General features: G+C 69.6%; 21 protein-coding genes. 8 read left to right on the forward strand and 13 right to left on the reverse strand.

Annotated features, from left to right (window positions below; all coding sequences use genetic code 11):
• Positions 1 to 2: 2 nt before the first annotated feature.
• Genes VG899_00625 through VG899_00650 form a run of 6 tightly spaced genes read right to left on the reverse strand, consistent with a single transcriptional unit; the run spans position 3 to position 7,224 of the window.
• Positions 3 to 1,172 (reverse strand): thiolase family protein, encoded by a 1,170-nt coding sequence (locus tag VG899_00625; GenBank protein ID HWA64856.1) that lies wholly within the window; start codon positions 1,170 to 1,172, stop codon positions 3 to 5.
• Positions 1,173 to 1,185: 13 nt separating this feature from the next.
• The gene (locus VG899_00630) at positions 1,186 to 2,790 is read right to left on the reverse strand and encodes an AMP-binding protein (protein HWA64857.1); all 1,605 of its coding nucleotides are present in this window, start codon (positions 2,788 to 2,790) and stop codon (positions 1,186 to 1,188) included.
• Complete coding sequence (locus tag VG899_00635) at positions 2,787 to 3,575, reverse strand: enoyl-CoA hydratase-related protein (GenBank protein HWA64858.1); 789 nt, start codon at positions 3,573 to 3,575, stop codon at positions 2,787 to 2,789. Before VG899_00635 ends, VG899_00630 begins: the two co-directional genes overlap by 4 nt.
• A 13-nt stretch (positions 3,576 to 3,588) precedes the next feature.
• Positions 3,589 to 4,707, reverse strand: a complete 1,119-nt coding sequence (locus tag VG899_00640) for an acyl-CoA dehydrogenase family protein (protein HWA64859.1) — start codon at positions 4,705 to 4,707, stop codon at positions 3,589 to 3,591.
• A complete protein-coding gene (locus VG899_00645; GenBank protein HWA64860.1) occupies positions 4,694 to 5,722 on the reverse strand; it encodes an acyl-CoA dehydrogenase in 1,029 nt (342 codons plus the stop codon). Before VG899_00645 ends, VG899_00640 begins: the two co-directional genes overlap by 14 nt.
• A 17-nt stretch (positions 5,723 to 5,739) precedes the next feature.
• The gene (locus VG899_00650; GenBank protein ID HWA64861.1) at positions 5,740 to 7,224 is read right to left on the reverse strand and encodes an AMP-binding protein; all 1,485 of its coding nucleotides are present in this window, start codon (positions 7,222 to 7,224) and stop codon (positions 5,740 to 5,742) included.
• Positions 7,225 to 7,331: 107 nt separating this feature from the next.
• Here VG899_00650 and VG899_00655 point away from each other — a divergent pair, with 107 nt between their 5' ends.
• Positions 7,332 to 8,489, forward strand: a complete 1,158-nt coding sequence (locus tag VG899_00655; protein ID HWA64862.1) for an acyl-CoA dehydrogenase family protein — start codon at positions 7,332 to 7,334, stop codon at positions 8,487 to 8,489.
• Here VG899_00655 and VG899_00660 read toward each other — a convergent pair.
• Together VG899_00660 and VG899_00665 are read right to left on the reverse strand one after the other, a co-directional pair.
• The gene (locus VG899_00660) at positions 8,486 to 8,905 is read right to left on the reverse strand and encodes a hypothetical protein (protein ID HWA64863.1); all 420 of its coding nucleotides are present in this window, start codon (positions 8,903 to 8,905) and stop codon (positions 8,486 to 8,488) included. The two genes, VG899_00655 and VG899_00660, sit on opposite strands and share 4 nt — an antisense overlap.
• A 39-nt stretch (positions 8,906 to 8,944) precedes the next feature.
• Positions 8,945 to 9,391 carry a hypothetical protein gene (locus tag VG899_00665; GenBank protein HWA64864.1) on the reverse strand — a complete coding sequence of 149 codons (447 nt, stop codon included), beginning with the start codon at positions 9,389 to 9,391 and terminating at the stop codon, positions 8,945 to 8,947.
• A 53-nt stretch (positions 9,392 to 9,444) separates the two neighbouring features.
• Here VG899_00665 and map point away from each other — a divergent pair, with 53 nt between their 5' ends.
• Positions 9,445 to 10,218, forward strand: a complete 774-nt coding sequence (gene map, locus VG899_00670; protein ID HWA64865.1) for a type I methionyl aminopeptidase — start codon at positions 9,445 to 9,447, stop codon at positions 10,216 to 10,218.
• Between the two features lie 12 nt (positions 10,219 to 10,230).
• On the opposite strand, the gene VG899_00675 is transcribed toward map, so the two are convergent.
• Positions 10,231 to 11,790: a FadD3 family acyl-CoA ligase gene (locus VG899_00675; GenBank protein HWA64866.1), complete on the reverse strand. Its 1,560-nt coding sequence runs from the start codon at positions 11,788 to 11,790 to the stop codon at positions 10,231 to 10,233.
• Positions 11,791 to 11,947: 157 nt separating this feature from the next.
• On the opposite strand from VG899_00675, the gene VG899_00680 reads away from it, so the two are divergent.
• Together VG899_00680 and VG899_00685 are read left to right on the forward strand one after the other, a co-directional pair.
• A complete protein-coding gene (locus VG899_00680; protein HWA64867.1) occupies positions 11,948 to 13,147 on the forward strand; it encodes a cytochrome P450 in 1,200 nt (399 codons plus the stop codon).
• Positions 13,148 to 13,184: 37 nt separating this feature from the next.
• Entirely contained in the window at positions 13,185 to 14,018 is an 834-nt protein-coding gene (locus tag VG899_00685; protein ID HWA64868.1) for an SDR family oxidoreductase, read from the forward strand.
• A 21-nt stretch (positions 14,019 to 14,039) separates the two neighbouring features.
• Here VG899_00685 and VG899_00690 read toward each other — a convergent pair whose 3' ends face one another.
• Genes VG899_00690 through VG899_00705 form a run of 4 tightly spaced genes read right to left on the reverse strand, consistent with a single transcriptional unit; the run spans position 14,040 to position 17,596 of the window.
• Positions 14,040 to 15,077, reverse strand: coding sequence for a dihydrodipicolinate reductase (locus tag VG899_00690; protein ID HWA64869.1), 1,038 nt, complete (start codon positions 15,075 to 15,077; stop codon positions 14,040 to 14,042).
• Positions 15,077 to 16,207: a CoA transferase gene (locus tag VG899_00695; GenBank protein HWA64870.1), complete on the reverse strand. Its 1,131-nt coding sequence runs from the start codon at positions 16,205 to 16,207 to the stop codon at positions 15,077 to 15,079. Before VG899_00695 ends, VG899_00690 begins: the two co-directional genes overlap by 1 nt.
• Positions 16,204 to 16,632: a VOC family protein gene (locus tag VG899_00700; GenBank protein ID HWA64871.1), complete on the reverse strand. Its 429-nt coding sequence runs from the start codon at positions 16,630 to 16,632 to the stop codon at positions 16,204 to 16,206. The genes VG899_00695 and VG899_00700 overlap by 4 nt, the downstream gene beginning before the upstream one ends.
• A gap of 10 nt (positions 16,633 to 16,642) precedes the next feature.
• Positions 16,643 to 17,596, reverse strand: a complete 954-nt coding sequence (locus VG899_00705; GenBank protein HWA64872.1) for an LLM class F420-dependent oxidoreductase — start codon at positions 17,594 to 17,596, stop codon at positions 16,643 to 16,645.
• 122 nt (positions 17,597 to 17,718) lie between these two features.
• Here VG899_00705 and VG899_00710 point away from each other — a divergent pair, with 122 nt between their 5' ends.
• The 4 genes from VG899_00710 to VG899_00725 all read left to right on the forward strand — a co-directional run bounded on the left by VG899_00710 (position 17,719) and on the right by VG899_00725 (position 21,090).
• The gene (locus VG899_00710) at positions 17,719 to 18,462 is read left to right on the forward strand and encodes an SDR family NAD(P)-dependent oxidoreductase (GenBank protein HWA64873.1); all 744 of its coding nucleotides are present in this window, start codon (positions 17,719 to 17,721) and stop codon (positions 18,460 to 18,462) included.
• Positions 18,462 to 19,079, forward strand: a complete 618-nt coding sequence (locus VG899_00715) for a carboxymuconolactone decarboxylase family protein (protein ID HWA64874.1) — start codon at positions 18,462 to 18,464, stop codon at positions 19,077 to 19,079. Before VG899_00710 ends, VG899_00715 begins: the two co-directional genes overlap by 1 nt.
• The gene (locus tag VG899_00720) at positions 19,058 to 20,002 is read left to right on the forward strand and encodes an LLM class flavin-dependent oxidoreductase (GenBank protein HWA64875.1); all 945 of its coding nucleotides are present in this window, start codon (positions 19,058 to 19,060) and stop codon (positions 20,000 to 20,002) included. Before VG899_00715 ends, VG899_00720 begins: the two co-directional genes overlap by 22 nt.
• A gap of 107 nt (positions 20,003 to 20,109) precedes the next feature.
• The gene (locus VG899_00725; GenBank protein HWA64876.1) at positions 20,110 to 21,090 is read left to right on the forward strand and encodes a GGDEF domain-containing protein; all 981 of its coding nucleotides are present in this window, start codon (positions 20,110 to 20,112) and stop codon (positions 21,088 to 21,090) included.
• The last annotated feature ends 2 nt before the right edge of the window (positions 21,091 to 21,092 follow it).

Genomic DNA, 21,092 nt, shown 5'->3' on the forward strand with positions numbered 1-21,092 from the left:
GCTTACGCCCGCTGCAGGACCATCGCGGCGCCCATCCCGCCGCCGGCACACATCGACACGACCCCGATCGACTTGTCGCGGCGAGCGAGCTCGTTCAGCATCGTCACGATCATCCGCGCGCCGGTGGCGGCGATCGGGTGACCGAGGCTTGCGCCGCTGCCGTTGACGTTGGTGATCGACTGGTCGATCCCGAGCTTGCGGGTCACCGCGACCGGTACGGCGCAGAATGCCTCGTTGATCTCCCACAGGTCGACGTCGCCGATCGACAGCCCCGCCCGGGCGAGCGCCTTCTCGATCGCGCTGATCGGGGCCAGCCCGGTCTCGACCGGGTCCACCCCGACGTTGGCCCAGCTGACGACGGTTCCGAGTGGGCGCAGCCCGTGTGCCTTCGCGTAGTCCTCACTGGTCACCATGACGGCGGCCGCCGCGTCGTTGACGCCCGCCGCGTTGCCGGCGGTGACGGTGGCGTTCTCGATCTCCGGGTGCAGCAGCTTGAGCTCACCGAGCGACTCGACGGTGACGCCGCGACGCGGGTGCTCGTCGATCGAGACCACGGTGGTGGTGCCGTCGGCGTTGGTGACGGTCACCGGGACGATCTCCGCGTCGAACCAGCCGTTGTCCTGGCTGGCAACGGCCTGGCCGTGCGTGTAGGCGGCCCACTCGTCGACGTCACGGCGCGTCAGGCCGGCCAGCCGCGCGGTGTTCTCACCGACCGTGATCGACATGTCGAAGGCCGGCGCCTCGTCCGAGGTGGGGTGGCTCGGCGGCATCCACTGCGAAGTGGTGCCGTCGGCGTTCATCTTCACCCCGAACGGCATCGTGCTCATGCTCTCCGTGCCGCCCGCGACGACGACGTCGGCGACGCCGGATCGGATCTGGCCGACCGCGGTCTGCACCGCTACCTGACCTGCCGCGCAGTGCCGGTTGACCGACATCCCGGGGACGTTGGTGAGGCCGAGGCTGACTGCCGTGTGGCGGGCGATGACGCCGCCGCCCTGCATGTTCTCGGCGATGACGATGTCGTCGATGTCAGCCGCGTCGACGCCGCTGCGGGCGATCACCTCGGGGACCACCACCCGGGCGAGCTCGAACGCATCGACGGACACGAGCCCGCCCTTGCGGCCGCGGGCGATCGGCGTACGAGCGCCGGCGACGATGACGTTGTTGCGCACGGGTGGATCTCCTTTAGTTGATTCGACCGCTGCGAAGATCTTCTCGCAGCCGGAACTTCTGGACCTTGCCGGATGGGGTACGCGGCAGGTCGGCGACCTGGTAGACGAACTCGGGCCACTTCTGCTTCGCCAGACCCGCCGCGGACAGGTGCTGCTGCATCGCAGGGATGGTCGGCGGCGCCGCGCCGTCACGGACTCGCACCACGGCCGCGGCCCGCTCGCCGAACTTCTCGTCGGGCACTCCGACTACAGCGATCTCGAGGACTGCGTCCATTCCCAGCAGGACGTCCTCGACCTCCTGGGCGCTGATGTTCTCCCCGCCGCGGATGATGATGTCGGACACCCGGTCGGTGATCGAGAGGTAGCCGTCCTCGTCGAGCACGCCGACGTCGCCGGTGCGGTACCAGCCGTCGGCGTCGAAGGCCGCGGCCGTCAGCGCCGGGTCGGTGTAACCGAGACACAGCTCCGGCCCGCGACTGAAGATCTCACCGTCCTCCGAGAGCCGAATCTCCACGCCGGGCAGGACATGGCCGTCGGTGCGATTCCGCTTGAGCTGAGGCTCGTCGATCATCGAGCCCGTGATCGAGGGGTGCTCGGTGCTCCCGTAGGACCGGAAGCACTTGATGCCCAGCTTCTCGGCGCGCTCGGTGACCGACGCCGGCACCGTCGACCCGCCGAGGCCGGCGAACGGCATCAGCGCGAGGTGCTCGGCGGTGAAGTCCGGATGGTCGAGCAGGCTCATCAGGAAGTACGTCGCACCGCCCGCCATCATCAGCTGCTCGTCGAGCATCAGCCGCAGGATGCGGCCCGGGTCGAACACGTCGACGAGGCAGACCGGCATCGTCTTGATCAACGGTGTGAGGAACGCGTTGACCATGCCGATGAAGTGGCCCACCGGCGCGGCGGTGATCTGCGGCGGGCTGGTCTGCGGGCCCATGCCGGCGAGGTGAACCGCTTCGCATCCGATCGTGCGGTGGCTGTGAATGACGCCCTTGGGGTCTTTCGTCGTACCCGAGGTGAAGGCGATCACCGCGGGCGAGTCCGGGTCGACCGGCGCCGGTCCGGCGATCGGCTCGGCGTCGAGCAGCTCGTCGAATCCGGTCGCTGCGGTCGGCAACGCCGTGGACTCGTCGGACTGCACGACGAACCACGGCGGCGCCCCATGGTCGGGCAACAACGCCTCGTAGGTGTCGAGGAAGCTCGCCGCGCCGAACCGGTCGGCGGTGATGACCGCGTCGGGCTTCGTCACGCGCAGGATGTAGTCGACTTCCTTGGCGCCGTAGAAGTGGACGATCGGCACGACTGCGGCACCGAGGTAGGCGGTCGCCCAGTAGGCGATGCCGGCTTCGACCCAGTTGGGCAGCTGGAAGACGACGACGTCACCCGCGCCGACCCCCCGCGAGCGCAACGAGGTCGCCATGGCCCGAGCGGCGCGGTCGACGTCAGCGAACGTCCCGTCCCACTGCCTGACCTGCGACCGCACCTTGAAATGAGCGGTGGCTGACCGGGACAAGCCACGCTCGACCAGCTGGCCCAGGCTGTCGTTGGTCCACAGGCCCTGCTCGAGGTAGTGGGCGCGCAGGTCCGTCGGGACGCTGCGCAGGTTCCATCGGCTCACTGCGGCGTGGGCTTGTCGCGCATGCGGTCAAGATTCGCACGCAGCTCCGGGCTGTCGAAGGAGCGGTGCTCGGCGGTGAGTGCGTAGTCGATCGTCGCCAACACGGCGCGCTGGAGGTGCAGGTTGATCACCTTGCGGGTGTCCTCGACGGCCTGCTTGGGCAGCTTGGCGATCTTCTTGGCGCACGCCATCGCCTCGGTCATGACGGCGTCGTCGTCGACGACGTGGTTGACCAGGCCGATCGCGGCAGCACGCTCGGACGGGATGCGCTCCCCGGTGAGCGCGTACTCCTTGGCGAGCATGAGGCTCGTCATCAGCGGCCAGGTGATCGGTCCGCCGTCAGCCGCAACCAGACCGAGCAGCACGTGCGGGTCCGCGAGGTGCGCGCTGCGCGCCATGAACGCGACGTCGGACAACGCGACCAGGCTGCATCCCAGGCCGACCGCCGGGCCATTGACCGCCGCGATGATCGGGACCCGGCAGCCCGCCATGCCGGTGACGATCATCCGGCCGTGGGTGAGGCTGATCTTGCGCAGCGCCTCGTCGCGGACGAGCTCGTCGATGTAGCCGAAGTCGCCGCCCGCCGAGAACGCCCGGCCGTTGCCGGTGAGCACGACCGCGCGCGCGTCGGCGTCGGCGTCGATCTGCGGCCAGAGGTGCGCGAGGCCCTCGTGCAGCTCGTGGTTGGTGGCGTTGAGGTGGTCCGGCCGGTTGAGGCGTACGACGCGGATCGGACCATCGAGCTCGACCTGGATCGCCTCGGGTACCGAGTAGCTGCTGCTCATGCCTTGTCCACTTTCACGATGCCGGTAGCCCCAGGATTCTGGTCGCGACGAGGTTGCGCTGGATCTGTGCGGTCCCGCCCATGACGCTCTGGGCGCGGCTGTAAAGGTAGAGCTTGAGCCAGGTGTCATCACTGCCACCGAGCGCGAGCGCCGCGTGACCGACAGTCTGCTCGACCTGCGTCATCAGCAGCTTGTCGACCGACCCTTCCGGCCCGTGGGTGATTCCGTCCAGCCGGTCCGAGAGCCGGCGGCAGACGTGCGATCGCAGCATCTGCGACTCGACGATTGCCCATGCGAGCTGCTCGAGCTGGTCGCTGCGAACGCGATCCGGAGCTTCGGCGGCCCGTTGTGCCAGCTGTCGCACCGACTTGCGGTAGCGCGCGACGTAGCCGAGCTCGCCGGGCTCGCGCTCGTGGCTCACGACCGTCATGGCCAGACGCCAGCCCTCGCCGGGGGCGCCGATCATGTCGGCGGCGGCGGCATGGGCGTTGTCGAAGTGGACCTCACCGAACTCGCGGGTGATGCCGTTGATCATCTTCAACGGCCGCTGTTGCACACCCGGCTGGCGCATCGAGACGCGGAACGCCGAGATCCCTTTGTGCTTCGCAACGCTCGCGTCGGTGCGCGCGAGCACGAGACACCAGTCGGCCACGTCGGAGTAGCTGGTCCAGACCTTGTGGCCGTTGATGACGTAGTCGCCGTCCTCGCCGGGCGTCGCCGTCGTACGCAGCGAGGCCAGGTCCGAGCCCGCTTCGGGCTCGCTGAAGCCCTGGCACCAGCGGTCGGAGCCGTCCACGATGCCGGGCAGCAGCCGCCGGCGGATGTCCTCGCTGCCGTGATGCCAGATCCCCTGCACGAGGTAGCCCAGGCTCGGACGCGGCGGCGCACCGGCCGCCGCCAGCTCGTCGTCGACGATGACGTCGTAGGTCGTAGGGAGCTCGTGGCCACCGATCTCCTTCGGCCACGACAGGCCGAAGAACCCGGCCACGTAGAGCGCGCGGTGCCAGTCCGCCTGCCCCGCCCAGTACTCGTCCGACGTCGACGAGGCGGGAAGGTCCGGTGTGTTGTCGACCAGCCAGGCGCGCAGCCGAGCACGAAACGCCGCCTCGGCCGGCGAGTCACCGAAGTCCAACGCCGGCCCCCAGTTCGTGGTCGAGAACCCGTTGCAAGCTCAGACCCACCCCGCCGAACAGCTCGCTCGACAGCAGCGCCCGGCGCAGATACAGGTGCGCCTTGCACTCCCAGGTGTTGCCGATGCCGCCGTGCACCTGGATCGCGGTCTCGCACGCCGCACGCGCCGCTCGCGCGCAGTACGCCTTGGCCGATGCTGCCGCGGCGAGCGCCGCCCCGGGCTCGAGCGCATCGACCGCCCAGGCCGCGTGCAACGCGGCGCTGCGCGAGCCCTCCATCGCGACGTAGGCGTCTGCGAGCAGGTGCTGCACCGCCTGGAAGGAACCGACCGCGACGTCGTACTGGCGCCGAGTGGCGGCGTAGCCGCATGCGAGGTCGATCGCGCCTCGCATCGCACCGACCAGGTCGGCAGCTGTCATGGCGAGACCGAGCGCGGCAAAACGGACAAGGGCGTCGTCCGTTACCCCCCCGGCCGGCTCGGTCTCGCCATCTACTGGGTCAACCGCCTGGGCTTTGCGGCTGAGATCCACAGCGTCTGGCGCATCACCGGCGAGGGGAAGCGCAACGACTCGAAGCTGTCCGGTATCCGACACATCCGGTTCGACCAGGAGGACCCGGCGCGCACCGGCCGTGTCGATCGCCGTCGCGCCGCCGCCCGCCCGGGCGAGCTCGGCGAGGTCCGGTCGCAACGCGATCGTCTCGGCAGCGGTGGCCGCGGGCGCACCCGCCAGCCGCCGCAGCTCGGCGGCGAGCACCGGACCGAGGTAGGCGACGTCCGCCGGGCCACGTGCGAGCTCCTCGGCGACGAGAGCGACCTCGACCGCCGACGCGACCGGCGACCCGTCCGCTTCGGCCGCCCGCAGCTCGCGCCACCCGGCGGCGGCGATCGCGGCGTCGAGGCGCTCCACGCGGGTTCGGTCGTCGAGGTCGGCGACGGAACCAGGACCGAGCCTGGTGACGACCGAGGCAGCGGCGTCGCGCAGCGCGCGCTGCTCGTCGGAGAGGCGGACGTCCATGCGTTACCGGTCCGCCGTCATTCGGATCGCAGCGCGTCGGTGGCGTCGTCCCACCGGGCGGCGAGGGCACGACGCAGCACCTTTCCCGATGGCAACCTCGGGATCGCGTCGACCTCGATCACCGTTCTCGGGTGCTTGTAGGTGGCGAGCGAGGCGACGACCAGCTGACGCAGCTCCTCCGTCGTCACACTCGCCGACGGGTCGAGGACGACGGCGGCAACCGGACGCTCCCCGGCGGCCGCGTCCGTGACGCCGAAGACCGCGCAGTCGAGCACAGCCGCGTGGCCGTGCAGTACCGCCTCGAGCTCGGCCGGCGCGACCTGGAAGCCGTTGACCTTGATCATCTCCTTGGAGCGATCCGTCAAGTGCACCCACCCGTCGGCCTCGAGCCATCCGACGTCCCCGGTGCGATACCACTCGCCGTCGAAGGCGGCCGCGGAGTCCTCGTCGGGCAGGTAGCCGGCCATCACCGATGCGCTACGCACCTGGATCTCGCCGGTCTCGCCGGCCGGCAGCGGCGCGCCGCTGTCGAGGTCGACCACCCGCAGCTCGACGCCCTTCGGCGGCAGCCCCGCCGAGTCCAGACGCCAGTCCTCGGGGCGCCCGACCGGGTTGCAGGTGATGACCGGCAGCTCGCTTGCGCCGTACGCCGGCAGCCACCGCACGCCGGTGCGCTTGGTGACCGCCTCCGCGACGCTCGGGGTGACCGGCGTTGCGCCCCACATGATGTAGCGCAACGACGACAGGTCGTAGTCCTCGATCGTCGGGTGGTTGGCCATCGCGAGAGCGATCGGTGCAACCGCCATCTCCAGAGTCATCCGTTCGCGCTCGATGCGATGAAGAATCTCGTCGAGGTCGAACCGCGGATGCAACCGCACCGTGGCACCGGCCGCCGCCGCCGTCACGAGATTGAGCAGACCGAGGATGTGTGACGGCGGGGTCGCCACCTGGAACCGGTCCGCCTCGGTGAGGCCGAGCGCCTCGATCCAGTGATCGATCGCGTGGGTCATCGAGGCGTGGGTGTGGCGGACCGCCTTCGGTAGCCCGGTCGTGCCGGAGCTGAACACGAGCACCGCCTCGTCACTCGGGTCGACGGCGACCAGCGGGCGCGTCGCCTTCGCGGCGAGCGCCGCGGCGTAGTCGGCGCCGTCGACGTCGACCACGGCGTCTGCCGCCAGCCGACCGCGCAACAGCTCGATGGCGGGGCCGTCCGCGAACGCGAGCCGGGCACCGGTGATCGCAAGCGCGTGGTCGACCTCGCGCTGCTTCCACGCCGGGCTGAGCAGCACGCAGGCGGCACCGAGCTTGCTGACGGCGTTGCAGACGACCACGAACTCAGGACGGTTCGTCATCATCAGCGCGACGCGGTCGCCGGGCGCGATGCGCAGCGCGTAACCAGCCGCCAGCGCGTCGCTGGTCTCCTCGAGATCGCGATAGGAGAAGCGAAGGTCGCCGGCAAGCAGCGCGTCGCGGTCTCCGTACCTCGTCGCGGCTGCCCGCAGGCCGTCGTGCAACAGGGACGACGTCGGCACGGAAACATTGTTCTCAAAAACGGAATCGCGGTCAACGCCGGGGTTCGATCACACCCGTCGGCGCTATCGTTCCGCCCGTGAACGAGACGCCTGAAGACGTACGCCGGGAGATCGTCGACAACGTCCGGCGGTTCGTCGCGCGTGAGGTGACCCCGCACGCCTCGGCGCTCGAGCATGCCGACGAGTACCCCGCGGCGATCGTCGACCAGATGCGCGAGCTCGGGCTGTTCGGGATCACGATCCCGGAGGAGTACGGCGGACTCGGCCTCGACCTGCTGACCTACATCGGCGTGATCGAGGAGCTCTCCTACGGCTGGATGAGCCTGTCGGGGGTCATCAACACCCACACCATGCTCGCCACGATGCTCGTGGTGCACGGCAACGACGAGCAGCGGCAGAAGTGGCTGCCGGCCCTGGCAAGCGGTGAGAAGCGAGGGGCGCTGTCCCTGTCCGAGCCGGACGCCGGCACCGACACCAGGTCCTTGACCTGTCGCGCCGAGCCCGACGGCGACGACTACGTCATCAACGGGACGAAGGCGTGGGTGACGAACGGCGAGCGCGCCTCGCTGGTCATCCTCGCCGCGCGCACCCCGGAGGGCATCAGCTCGTTCATCGTCGAGAAGGAGCCGGGTGCCTCCTACCAGGGCATCTCGGTGAGCAAGCACGTCGGCAAGCTCGGCTACAAGGGCATCGAAACGGTCGAGATGTCCTACGCCGACCATCGGATCCCGGCCGCGAACCTGGTCGGCACGCCCGGCCGTGGCCTGCCGCAGATGCTCGGTGTCCTCGAGGTCGGTCGCATCAACATCGCCGCCCGAGCCGTCGGCGTCGCCCGAGCCGCGTTCGACGCGGCCGTCTCCTATGCCCAGCTGCGTACGACGATGGGCAAGCCGATCGGCGAGCACCAGGCGATCCAGCTCAAGATCGCCGACATGGCGACCAAGCTCGAGGCGTCGCGGCTGTTGACGAGGAGCGCGGCCGAACGACGGATGGCCGGGCTCCGCACGGACGTCGAGGCCGGCATGGCGAAGCTGTTCGCGAGTGAGACGGCGTTCGAGCTGGCGACCGAGGCGATGCGCATCCATGGTGGCGTGGGCTACACCACCGAGCTGCCCGTCGAGCGCTACTACCGTGACGCTCCGCTCATGATCATCGGTGAGGGCACGAACGAGATCCAGCGCATCGTGATCGCCCGCGGCATCCTGGCCCGTGCCCGCGGCGAGGGCCGGGACTAGCAGGCCGCGCGGCGCAGTGCGCGGGGTGCGAAGCGGCGGTGGATCGGGCCGACCATCCCCCACACCACCGGAGAGATTCGTGATCGGTAGGTGACGCTCGTCGTCCAGCTGAGCTCGCCGTCGGTCGTGCACATCAACAGCGCGACACCGAACAACCACGACTGCTGTGCCAGCGTCACCTGCCCCGGAAGCTCGGCGACCACCGGCCAGCCGAGGATCGAGTCGGTTCCCGTCAACGGGAAGCCGAGCCCCCAGCGCCAGCCCACGCGAAGGAACACCCGCATCGGCAGTGACGCGCCTTCGAGCACGAGCCGTGCCCAGTCCTGCGGGCTCCGGCTCAACGCATCGAGTGCAACCGCGGTGAACACGTCCGTGTAGTCGGCGCTGCCGGCGACCACCGGGTCACGCGTCGCCACCGTCACAAGATCCATTACGCAGCTCCGGGAGCAGGCGGTTCAGCGAGCGTGCCGCCGGGCTGCCCGTTTCAGCAGGTACGGCGAGATGCTGCGGTGCACGATCTTGACGACGGCCCACATCGGTTTGGCCGCTCTGGCCCGGTAAACGACTCTCGTCGCCCAGACCAGCCGGTCCTGGCCCACGTCGAGCAGGAGCGCGGCGTGGAACAGCCGGGACTGTTGCTCGAGCAGGACGTACTCCGGCGCCGAGCCCACGATGGGCCAGCCCAAGATGGCGTCACTGCGGCTCGGCTCGAACCCGAGGACCAGCCGCCAGCCGATCGCGACGAAGCTCCGGAGCAGCAACGGCGCGCCTTCCAGACACTCGCGCATCCACTGCTCGCCGGTGCGGTCGGCGGCGTTGGCGCACGGCGCGACGAAGGTGTCGCGGTAGTCGGCGTCGGGACACGGCGCATCCGCTGGCCACACACCCGGCGCGCTCGCCACGGGTTTCGACCCTACGCTCGCCTTCGACCGGCCGAGTACCGACAGGGGTCCCGATGATCGAGTGCAAGACCGCCGCCGAGATCGACAAGATGGCGGTTACCGGACGCTTCGTCGGCGAAACGCTCCAGACGCTCGCCGACCAGGCCGAGCCCGGGGTGAACCTGATGGATCTCGAGCACCACGCCCGGCGACTGATCGCCGATCGGGGCGCGGTGTCCTGCTACTGGGACTACGCCCCGTCGTTCGGGCGCGGCCCGTTTCGCAACGTGATCTGCCTGTCGGTCAACGACGCGGTGCTGCACGGCCTGCCGCGCGACTACGTGCTCCGCGCCGGGGATCTGCTCAGCCTGGACTTCGCGGTCTCGATCGACGGCTGGGTGGCGGACTCAGCCCTGACCGTCGTCGTCGGCGGGGCCGGCGACCCGGCCGACCTGGCGCTGATCGACTCGACGCAGCGAGCGCTCGATGCCGGCATCGCCGCCGCCGTGCCCGGCAACCGCCTCGGGGACATCTCGGCCGCAATCGGCGCCGTTGCCGCCGCCGCGGGATACCGCGTCAACCTCGACTTCGGCGGTCATGGGCTCGGGCAGACCATGCACGAGGATCCGCACGTCCCGAACGACGGACGGCCCGGCCGCGGCTTGGTGCTTCGGCCCGGCATGACGTTCGCCCTCGAACCGTGGTGGGCCCGCGGCACCGATGAGCTGGTCGTCGACCCCGACGGCTGGACGCTGCGTTCGGCCGACGGTTCCAACACGGCGCACTCCGAGCACACGATCGCCATCACCGAGCAAGCCGCCCGGATCCTGACCGCCCGTCCCGGCTGAAGGTGAGCACCGTCAGCTGCCGGCGGCACGAGCCCGGAGGTCCTCCTTCATCACCTTGCCGGTGGCGTTCAGCGGCAGCGCGTCGAGGATCTCGACGCGACGCGGCGCCTTGTAGTTCGCCATGTGGTCGCGGCTCCAGGCGATGAGCTCGTCCGGCGTCACCGACGCGCCTTCGTGAAGTACGACGAAGGCCATGCCGACCTCGCCGAGCCGCTCGTCAGGGATGCCGATCACGGCGACCGAGTGGATGGCGGGATGGGCCAGTATCAGGTTCTCGATCTCGGCCGGGTAGGCGTTGAAGCCGCCGACGATGAACATGTCCTTCGCCCGGCCAACGATGCGAAGCAGCCCGTCGGCGTCCATCGTCCCGACGTCGCCGGTCCGCAGCCAGCCGTCGGCTGACAGCGCCGCGGACGTCGCCGCCGGGTCGTCGAGGTAGTGCGACATCACGCTCGGACCTCGCAGCAGGATCTCGCCGGACTCGCCGACCGGCACGTCGGAACCGGTCGCGTCGACCAGCCGGATCTCGAACCCCGGCCTCGCCCGCCCGACGGTCGTGGCCACGACCTCGGGGCTGTCGTCGGGACCCGTGCCGCTGGCCGTGCCGGCCTCCGTCAGGCCGTATCCCGACACGACGATCCGGAACGGCAGCTCGTCGTAGATCCGCTCGATGAGCTTGACCGGGATGTCGGCAGAGCCGGTCACCGCCACTCGCAGCGAGGACAGGTCATGCGTAGCCCGGTCCGGGTGGTCGAGCAGCGACTGGTAGATCGTCGGCGCGCCGGGGAGCACCGTGATCTGCTCGCGTGCCACCCGGGACAGCACCCGGTCGACGTCGAAGACCGGTTCGGGGTACATCGTCGCGCCTGCGGTGATGCTCGCGAGAATGCCGGCCTTCAGGCCGAACATGTGGAAGTACGGGTTGACCATGAGGTAGCGGTCACCGGCCGACAGCCCGGTCATGTCCACCCAGTCCGCGGCGACCCGCAGCGTCCGGCCGTGGGTCTGCACCACGCCCTTCGCCCGCCCGGTCGTGCCCGACGTGAACAGGATGTCCGACGGGTCGTCGTCGGTGAGGGCAGCGCAACGGCGGCCCACCTCGGCGCTCGACGCCCCGTCGCCACCCGCGTGGAACTCCGCCCAGGCGAGCGCAGCACTCGGCACCTCACCGCTCGCCACGATGCGATGACCGAGGTGGGCCGAGGCGAACCCCGCGTCGTCGAGCATCGCCAGGTAGTCGGTGCCGAGAAAGTCGGTGACGGTGACCAACGCCTTCGCTTCGCTGCGCGTGAGGATATCAGCGGCCTCGCCGCCCTTGAAGCGGGTGTTGATCGGCACCAGCACTCCGCCGGCTTGCCAGATCCCGAGCACCGCGACGATCCAGCGGGCGCTGTTCGGCATCCAGATCGCGGCGCGCTCCCCCGGCGCGAAACCGGCGCCCACCAGTGCCGCCGCGAACGCCTGCGACTGCTGGCGCAGCTCGTGATAAGTGAGGGTCTCGTCAGCGTCGACCACCGCGGTCGCGTCGCCGTACCGCTCGGCCGTCCTCGCCAGCAGCTCAGGAATCGTCATGTGCTCCGCACTCCGCCGTAGGTCCGGCACCGTCTCACCGGAGATCAGTCTTACCGTCTGTGAGAATGTTCCTCTCACACGGTGTAAGAATGACTCGCGCAAGAATGCTTCGAGCCCGTACGAAATGCCAACCGCAGCAACCCTTTGAAGAGGTCAGATGACGCTCGCCGACTCCGACGTCTACTACGACCCGTACGACTTCGACATCGACACCGATCCGTACCCGGTATGGAAGCGGCTGCGCGACGAGAAGCCGCTGTACTACAACGACAAGCACGACTTCTACGCGCTCAGCCGCTGGGCTGACGTCGAGAGCTGCTCGTCGGACTGGAAGACCTACATCTCCAGCAAGGGCACGCTGCTCGAGCTGATCAAGATGGACTTCCCGATCCCGCCGGGATCGATCATCTTCGAAGACCCGCCGGACCACGACGTGCACCGCGCGATGCTGTCTCGGGTCTTCCGTCCCAAGAAGATCGCCGAGCTCGAGCCGAAGATCCGTGAGTTCTGCGCCCGGGCGCTCGATCCGATGGTCGGCGCCGGCGGGTTCGACTTCATCGCGAACCTCGGCGCGGAGATGCCGATGCGCACGATCGGATACCTGCTCGGCATCCCGGAGCAGGACCAGGTGGCCATCCGCGAAGCCATCGACGCGAGCCTGCGCATCAGTGAGGACGGCAAGCCCAGCGCCGACGCGATCGACCCGATGGCGATGGCGAAGATGTTCGAGGACTACGTCGAGTGGCGGGCCAAGAACCCCTCCGACGACCTGATGACCGAGATGCTGAACGCAGAGTTCGAAGACGTCGACGGCACGATGCGCAAGCTGAACCGCGACGAGCTGCTCGGCTACATCAACCTGATCGCGGCGGCCGGCAACGAGACCACCACCCGGCTGATCGGGTGGACCGGGAAGGTGCTCGCCGAGCACCCGGATCAGCGCGCCGAGCTGGTCGCGAACCCTGACCTCATCCCCAACGCGATCGAGGAGCTGCTGCGCTACGAGGCGCCGTCACCGGTGCAGGCGCGATACGTCACGAAGGACGTCGAGCACTACGGCCAGACCGTGCCGGCGGGCAACGTCGTACTTCTGCTCACCGCCTCGGCGAACCGCGACGAGCGCAAGTTCCCCCACGCCGACGCCTTCGACATCCACCGCAAGATCGAGCGGCACCTCACCTTCGGCTACGGCGTGCACTTCTGCCTCGGGGCCTCCCTCGCCCGCCTCGAAGGACGCATCGCGCTCGACGAGGTGCTCAAGCGGTTCCCGACGTGGGACGTCGACTACGACCGGGCGGTCCAGGCTCGGACCTCGACGGTCCGTGGTTGGGAGACCCTGCCGGTGATCACCTCCTAACCTCACAACCACCAACCGACTCAGGAAGCAGGAAGAGATGGGACTGTTCGACGCCTTCCGGTACGACGGCAAGCGGGTGCTCGTCGTGGGTGGTGCGACCGGCATGGGTGCCGCCGTCGTACAGGTCGTCAAGGACGCCGGTGCTGAGGTCGTGGTCATGGACCGCGCCGACGTCGACGTCGACGGCGTGAAGTTCATCCGCCTCGACCTGTCCGACAAGGCCTCGATCGAGTCCGCCATCGACGAGTGCGGCGGACCGCTGCACGCGCTGTTCGAGTGCGCCGGCGTGGCCGACGGCACGCCCGGCATCGAGCGGATCAACTTCATCGGCCACCGTCACCTGGTCGACCGCGCGATCGACAAGGGCTACGTCGGCAAGGGCGCCGCCATCGGCTTCATCTCCTCGGCCGCCGGCTTCGGCTGGCAGAACAACCTCGCCATCACCAAGGAGTTCCTGGCGATCACCGACTTCGACGAGGCGACGAAGTGGGCGCAGGACAACGGCAAGGCCGACTACATGTTCTCGAAGCTCGCGATCAACACCTACGTCGCGCAGCAGGCCTTCCCGATGCTCAAGAAGGGCATCCGGATCAACGCGATCATGCCCGGCCCGACGGACACTCCGCTGGCGCGCGCCAACGCCGACATGTGGCTCGGTTTCGGCCAGGACTACCGCGACGAGACCGGCATCGCAGCGTCGACTCCCCTCGAGCAGGCCTACCCGCTGGTCTTCCTGTGCAGCGACGCGGCGGCCGGCGTCACCGGCATCACGATGGTGACCGACGCGGGCTACTTCGCCTCCGGCGTCGTCGAGTCGTTCGAGCCGGCAGCCCCGGTGGTCGGCTTCCTGTCCGGAAGCATGTACGGCTGATCCACTCGACCGCCGTTTCTCTCAATCTCCTGCGGGGGTCAGCGGTGGGAGGTCTGTGGTCTCGAGGATCCCCGGGACCGCCGCGACCACGTAGGGGATCGCGTTGACCGGGCGGTTGGCGGTGTACCCGGGCGTGTGCGCGCCGAGGTCTTCGACGGCGAACGGGAACTCGAGGCTGACGTTCAGCGGGGCGTCGCCGTACGTCCGCACCCGCCACCCGGTCGCGAGCAGGTCCCAACGGGGATCGAGGTCGGTCGAGCAGTACCAGGTCGCGGTGAAGCGCACGACCTCCTCGCCCGCGCTCGACCCCGAAATCACGGTCCGCTGCGCCGCCACGGTGCCGGCCGGGATCGGCCCCGCCGCGATCGTCAGATCGCGGGTGGCTGCGGCCAGCTCGCCGTACGCCGACCAGTCGTCGACCCGCTTCCCGGCATGCTCGGCTAGCTCCTCGAGTGGCGGTCCGAACTGCGTCAACAGGTGGGCCGCGCGACGCGGGTCCGGCGTCGTCATCGGCCGGGCGTAGCCCATCTGCTCGAACAGCAGGTGCGGCGAGTTCCGCTCGGAGAGGTTCGCGTACTCCTCGATCTCGATCCGATCGACCCGGCACTGCAGCGACAGCAACGCGAGCGGCAGCGCGTCAGTGATGAAGCCCGGACTGCTCCCGGTCGCGTAGATCGAGGTGTTGCCCCGCGCGCAGGCCGCATCGATTCGTTGTCGCGCCTCCACGGAAAGCGCACGGCCGCCGGCCTGGAAGTCGCCGCACGTCGTGACGACGTTCGTGCCCCGCTCGAGCATCGCGACGACGTCGTCGAGCTCGGCCGCCCGCGGCATGTAGAGCACGCAGTCGGCGTCCAGCTCGATGACCGCGCGCTTGTCGGCGGTGGCCGCAACGCCGGTCGGCTCCTGGCCGCAGATCTCACCGACGTCTCGGCCCGCCTTCGACGGGTCGTAGACCAGCATCCCGACCAGCTCCAGTCGCGGGTCCCGCAGCACCTGTAGCGCGGCCCGCGTGCCGATGTTGCCGGTCGCCCACTGCACCACTCGCAGTCGTCGGCTCATCACTCCCCCAGCAGCTCGTCGGTGTGCTCGTGCAGCCGAGGCGGCGGCAAGTAGGCCGCCCGAGCCGAGTCGGTGTGAATCGGGCTGCGTACCAGGCGCAGCGAGCTTTCCCCGGCCGGGATCTCGACGATCATCCCGCGCCGCGCGACGTGCTCGCTGTCGAGGGCGACATCGAGGCCGACCACAGCGGCGACCGGCAGTCCGCTCGGCCGCAGCCGCGCCTCCCAATCGGCCGCGCTCGCCGCCGCCAGCCGAGCGGTGAGCAGACCGACCAGCTCCGCCCGGTTCTCGTGCCGCGCGTGCATCGTGGCGAACCGGGCGTCGGTCGCCCACTCCGGGCGACCGAGCTCGGCACACACTCGCCGCCAGAACTCGTCGTGGGTGACGAACATCGCAAGGTAGCCGTGCGCAGTCGGGAACAGCTGCGCCGGCACGTAGAAGTTGTGGCCACCCGACGGCTGCCTGGTCGGCACCACCCCGCCATTGAGGTACGCCGCCGCCTTGTAGTTGAGCTGACTCAACATCGTCTCGAACATCGAGACGTCGACCTGCCCACCGACGCCGCTGACGTCAGCCTCACGCACCTTCGCGAGCAGGCCGAGCGCCGCCATGATCGCCGAGGAGTTGTCCGCAGCGGTGTAGCCGGGAAGCATCGGCGGCCCGTCCGGCTCCCCGCTCATCGCCGCGAGACCGACGCCTGCCTGCACGAGGTAGTCGAAGACCGGCCAGTCCGCCTCCGGTCCGTCGAGGCCGTAGCCGGTCAGCGCGACGCACACGATCTTCGGGTTCGTCTCGCGCAGATCGTCGAAGGTGAGCCCGAGCTTGCGAATCGCAGACGGGCGAAGGTTGGCCAGCACAGCATCCGCCTTGCCCACCAACCGATGCAGCTGACGGTTGCCGGCTGGGGTCGTGAGGTCGATATGCACGCTGCGCTTGTTGCGGTTGATGCTCGCGAAGTAGACGTTGTGGCCGTCCACGTACTGCGAGCCCACCCCGCGGGAGACATCACCCGAGTCGGTCTCGACCTTGATGACGTCGGCGCCCAGATCGGCGAGCAGCATCGTCGCGTACGGGCCGGCGAGCACGTGGCCGACCTCGATGACCCGCAGCCCGGCGAGCGGACCGTTCACGGCGCCGGGACGTTCAGCAGCTCCACTACGACACCGTCCGGGTCGCGCACAGTGACGACCTTGACGCCGTTGCGCAACGTCGCATGTCGTACGTCGGTCCCGCCGGCGGCTTCCAGCCGTGGCAGGACAGCTGCGAGGTCGACCATGAAGGAGAGCATGACGGTGCCGGTCGCGATCGGCGCAGGCCCGGGCCCCGGCGCGACCGGGTCGGCGAGAGTCAGCAGCTCGACCTGGCCGCGGTCCGGGTGCTCGGGATCACCGAGGATCATCGCGTGCAGACGCCGCGAGCTGACGCCGCCGAACATCTCCGGCCACGGGCCGTCGAACTCCCGGTCGAGGACCGTCTGCAGGCCGAGCCCGTCGCGGTAGAACGCCAGGCTCCGCGAGGCGTCCGCGACGAAGACGACGACGTGGTCGAGATGCATCGTCGCCGCCTCAGAGCTCGGGGCACAGCGACGCGAGGAACGCCGTCGTCCGGTCGCGCGACTCGATGCGGGCCTCTCGGGTCTTGCCGTACGGCAGCAGCCGCACCGAGAAGTCGGTGACCCCGGCGTCCCGGTACTGCTCGAGCCGCTTGCGGATCGCGCCTTCGTCGCCCGCGACGAGGAACTCACCCGCGTCCTTCGCATCGCCGTGCTCGAGCAAGCGCTCGTAGTTGGGCGAGTACTCGGAGTGGCTCATCGCACGCCGCGCCCATTCGCGAGCGCCCTCGACCTCGTCGGTCCGGCACAGGGTGACCGGCACGCCGGCGACGATCCGCGGCGCCGGCCGGCCGGCCTGCTCCGCCGCTGTGGTGATGGTCGGCGCGATGTGATCGCCGATGGTGCGGTCGTCGGCCATCCACAGGATCGTGCCGTCGGTGCGCTCACCGGCGATCTTCAGCATCACCGGCGCAAGGGCGGCGAGCAGGATCGGGGTCGGCGTGATGTCGCTGACCGCCAACGGGTTGTGCACCCTGAAGTGCTCGTTCTCCACGTCGACCGGTCCGGGACCGGCAAAGGCGACGTCGAGCACCTCGAGATAACTACGGACGAGCCGGGCGGGCTTGTCGTAGGACAGCCCGAGCATGTCCTCGATGACCCAGTGATGTGAGGGCCCGATACCCAACGTGAGCCGGCCTTCACAGACCGCCTGGGTAGACAGCGCCTGGTGTGCCATCGCAATCGGGTGGCGGGTCTGGATCGGCAGCACCGCCGTCCCGAGCTCGATCCGGGTGGTGACCCTGCCCATCAGCGTCACCGCGGTCAGCGCGTCGAAGTCATCGGGCGGCTGGGCCACCCACGCAGACGCGAACCCGGCCTGCTCGGCGGCAATCGCATCCGACTCGATCTTTGCGACGGCCTCGCGGTATCGCCCCGGATCTGGACCGACCATCAGACCGATGCGCACCGGCCCAGTTATATCGCCATCACGGCGGTTGCGGTAATCGCGTTCTCAGTAGCGAGAGTCGCTATTGCAGACCGCCGGGTCTAGGCGATACTCGGCTGCGCACTCGAACGGAAGGAACGTCGTTGAGCAGGGTTGCGGTGGTTACGGGCGGCGCGTCCGGCATGGGCTTGGAGATCTCCCGGCAGCTGGCCGCGCGTGGGGACCGGGTGGCGGTCGTCGACCTCTCGGGCGAGGCGGCGCAAGCCGCAGCCGCCGCGATCGTGGCCGACGGCGGCCGAGCGATCGGGCTTGCCGCCGACGTCGCCGACCGGGCCGCGGTCGACGCGGCCTACCAGTCGGTCCGCGACCAGCTCGGCCCCATCGAGATCCTCGTGACGAGCGCGGGCCTGGACGAGTTCTGCTCGTTCACCGACATCAGCGCCGCGCAGTGGGAGCGCATGATCGCGGTCAACCTCACCGGCACGTTTCACTGCCTCCAGGCGGCGGTCCCGGACATGCTCGCCGGTCAGTGGGGCCGCATCGTGACGATCTCCTCGTCGAGCGCGCAGAGCGGGGCGAAACGGATGGCCCACTACGTCGCCTCGAAGGGTGGGGTCATCGGCATCACGAAGGCCCTGGCGGTCGAGCTCGCCCCTGAAGGCATCACCGTCAACACGATCCCGCCCGGCTTCATCGACACCCCGATGGTGCGCCGCGCCGAGGACAAGGGCGACCTGCCCGACGTGAACCTGATTGCGAAGCAGACGCCGGTACGCCGCGCCGGCACGCCGCAGGACATCGCCGCGGCAGCGGTCTTCCTGTGCTCCGAGGAGGCCGGCTACATCACCGGCCAAGCCCTCAACGTCAACGGCGGCTGGTACCTCTGATGCCCCGGCTCGAGCCGGTCCCCAAGGACCAGTGGGGCGAGGCCGAGGCCGCCGCGGTGCGCGCCGCGATGCCGGCGGCCGCGGCGGAACGCTTCCTGTCAGCCGAACCCGACGCGCCGCGGCTGGCCAACGGGATCAGCAGCATGCTGCACCATCCGCAGCTCGCGGCGGCCTTCCTCAACTTCAACGGTCAGCTGCTCTGGGAGCCGGTCCTCGACCCGCGGCTTCGCGAGCTCGCCGTGCTCCGGGTGGCGTGGCACACCCGAGCCCCTTATGAGTGGGTCCAGCACGTGAAGCTCTCGCAGCGCTACGGCGTGACCGAGCGGGAGGTCGAGGCCATCGTCGACGGGACCGACCCCGGATGGTCGAGCCTCGAAGCCGACGTCCTGGAGGCGACCGAGCTGCTGCTGACCACTCATCGGGTCGACGATGCGACCTGGCAACGGCTGACTGAGGCGCTGGACGCGAGAGCCGTGATCGAGCTGCTGTTCGTCGTCGGGACCTACTCCTGCCTCGCCATGGTGTTCAACGGACTCGGCGTGGAGCTGGACCCGGACCTGGACCCGACGGCACAGCCGATGCCTACGGCGCAAGGATGGCCGTCATCAGCACCGTGACGTTCGGGATCTACGTCCCCCAGCTGGCGATGAGCCCCGACGACTTGGTTGAGCGAGCCCTGGACTGCGAGCGGCTCGGCTTCCACGCGCTGTGGCTGTTCGACCATCTCTACGGGCCAGGCTTCCCGGATGCCGATGCCTACGAGGCCTGGACCCTCGCCAGCGTGCTGCTCGCCAAGACGACGACACTGCGGGTCGGGCATCTGGTCAGCTGCAACAACTTCCGCCACCCCGCTGTGCTCGCCAAGATGGCGACCAGCCTCGACGTGCTCTCGGGGGGACGGGTCGAGTTCGGGATCGGCAGCGGCTCGTACGAAGCAGAGCATCACCAGGCGGGCCTGGCCTGGGGTACGACCGCGGAGCGCTCGGAACGGCTCGGCGAGGCGCTGGAGATCATCACCCGGATGTTCGCCTCGCCGCGCACCTCGTTCGCCGGCAAGCACTACACCGTCGACGACCTGCCGAACCTGCCCGCTGCGGTCCAGCAGCCGCGGCCACCGATCCACATCGGCGGTGCCGGACCGAAGCTGACGCTGCCCCTGGTCGCCCGCTACGCCGACGTGTGGAACGTCCCGACGTACGCCCTCGACAAGCTCGACGAGCTCAGCGCCGTCCTCGACGCCGAGTGCGAGCGGATCGGCCGGGATCCCGCCGAGATCACGCGATCGGTCGAGGCGGTCCTGGTCACCGCCGCCGCCGACGGCCTGGACGCCGCGATCGAGGTCGGGCGACGCCGCTTCGGCGGCCCCGGGTTCGGACTCGACGACGGCGGGTTCATCGGCACACCGGACGCGATCGTCGATCGCGTCGGTCAGCTCGTCGACCGGGGGTTCTCGTCGTTCGTGTTCATGACCCACGACCGCGCCAGCACCGACACCCTCCAGCTCGTGGCCGGCGAGGTGGTCGGCCACTTCCGGAGCTAGACAGCGGCCCGCCGATGCCCGTCGGCGCGGGGTTGTCCGGGAATCACCCGAAATCTGACGCCGGGTGCCGCGTCCAGCGACGGTCGCGAACAGCCGACACTCGAAGGGTGAAGGAGCTGTGGCGGTCGGCGCGCCATCTGCGGCTGTGGTTCGAGTTCTTCGCCGCCGGCGTCGTCATCTCCGCCGTCTCCCTCGGCATCCTCGCTCCGGGCGTCCACGAGATCGGGAGGTTGGTCGCGTCCGCTGCCGTGTGCACCGCCTTGACGCTCGGCGGCGTCGTCGCGTTCGGCACCAGATCACGGTTCGCCCAGCTCTGGCCGGTGATCGCGGGACTGGTGGGGCTCGGGATCGCTGGCATCCTCACGACCGGACTCGCTCCTGCACTCGGCGGGCTGTTCGTGCTCGCCTTCGTCTACATCGGGCTCACCCAACCGCCGTGGACCGGACTCGCGCTCGTGCCGCTGGCCGCCGCGGGCTGGCTCGAGCTGAACCGGCCCATCACCCACGACGTCGTCGCCCGATTGCCGGTCGCCGTGAGCTTGTGGATCCTGCTCGCCGAGCTGTTGAGCCGGTTCAGCGCCGAACGGGATCGCGACAAGGGTCTGCTCGCCGTGCAGGCGACGCGTGACGCGCTCACCGGGCTGCTCAACCGGCACGGCCTCGACGACCTGCTCGGCGGCGCCCGGGCCGGCGATGCGATCGCGTTCCTCGACATCGACCACTTCAAGCAGCTCAACGACGACCGGGGTCACGCCGCAGGCGACCGGACCCTTGCCGACCTGGGCCAGGCGGTCCGCGCGTCGCTGCGCGTCCAGGACGTGGCGGTCCGCTACGGCGGCGAGGAGATCCTGGTGCTGCTCCCGGCAACCACCCCGGCCGATGCCGCCGTCGTCGTACAACGGCTGCGCGACCGCTGGGCCGTGCACCATCCCGGGGTCACCTTCTCGGCGGGTATCGCAGGGGTCGGTGACGGCGGCGGCGTCGAGGCCGCCCGGCAGGCCGACCAGGCGCTGTACGCCGCGAAAGGCCGCGGCCGCAACTGCACCGCGATCGCCGCGGGACAACGTGAGCCCGCTCACATCTCGTAGCG

Source organism: Mycobacteriales bacterium (assembly GCA_035550055.1).
In the GTDB taxonomy this organism is placed as follows: domain Bacteria; phylum Actinomycetota; class Actinomycetes; order JAFAQI01; family JAFAQI01; genus DASZTV01.

Bases quoted from the DNA above. Each gene is read 5' to 3' on its own strand.
- VG899_00635 (HWA64858.1), bottom strand. From the start codon at position 3,575: ATGAGCAGCAGCTACTCGGTACCCGAGGCGATCCAGGTCGAGCTCGAT.
- VG899_00645 (HWA64860.1), bottom strand. From the start codon at position 5,722: ATGGACGTCCGCCTCTCCGACGAGCAGCGCGCGCTGCGCGACGCCGCT.
- map (HWA64865.1), top strand. From the start codon at position 9,445: ATGATCGAGTGCAAGACCGCCGCCGAGATCGACAAGATGGCGGTTACC.
- VG899_00675 (HWA64866.1), bottom strand. From the start codon at position 11,790: ATGACGATTCCTGAGCTGCTGGCGAGGACGGCCGAGCGGTACGGCGAC.
- VG899_00680 (HWA64867.1), top strand. From the start codon at position 11,948: ATGACGCTCGCCGACTCCGACGTCTACTACGACCCGTACGACTTCGAC.
- VG899_00685 (HWA64868.1), top strand. From the start codon at position 13,185: ATGGGACTGTTCGACGCCTTCCGGTACGACGGCAAGCGGGTGCTCGTC.
- VG899_00690 (HWA64869.1), bottom strand. From the start codon at position 15,077: ATGAGCCGACGACTGCGAGTGGTGCAGTGGGCGACCGGCAACATCGGC.
- VG899_00700 (HWA64871.1), bottom strand. From the start codon at position 16,632: ATGCATCTCGACCACGTCGTCGTCTTCGTCGCGGACGCCTCGCGGAGC.
- VG899_00715 (HWA64874.1), top strand. From the start codon at position 18,462: ATGCCCCGGCTCGAGCCGGTCCCCAAGGACCAGTGGGGCGAGGCCGAG.
- VG899_00720 (HWA64875.1), top strand. From the start codon at position 19,058: ATGGCCGTCATCAGCACCGTGACGTTCGGGATCTACGTCCCCCAGCTG.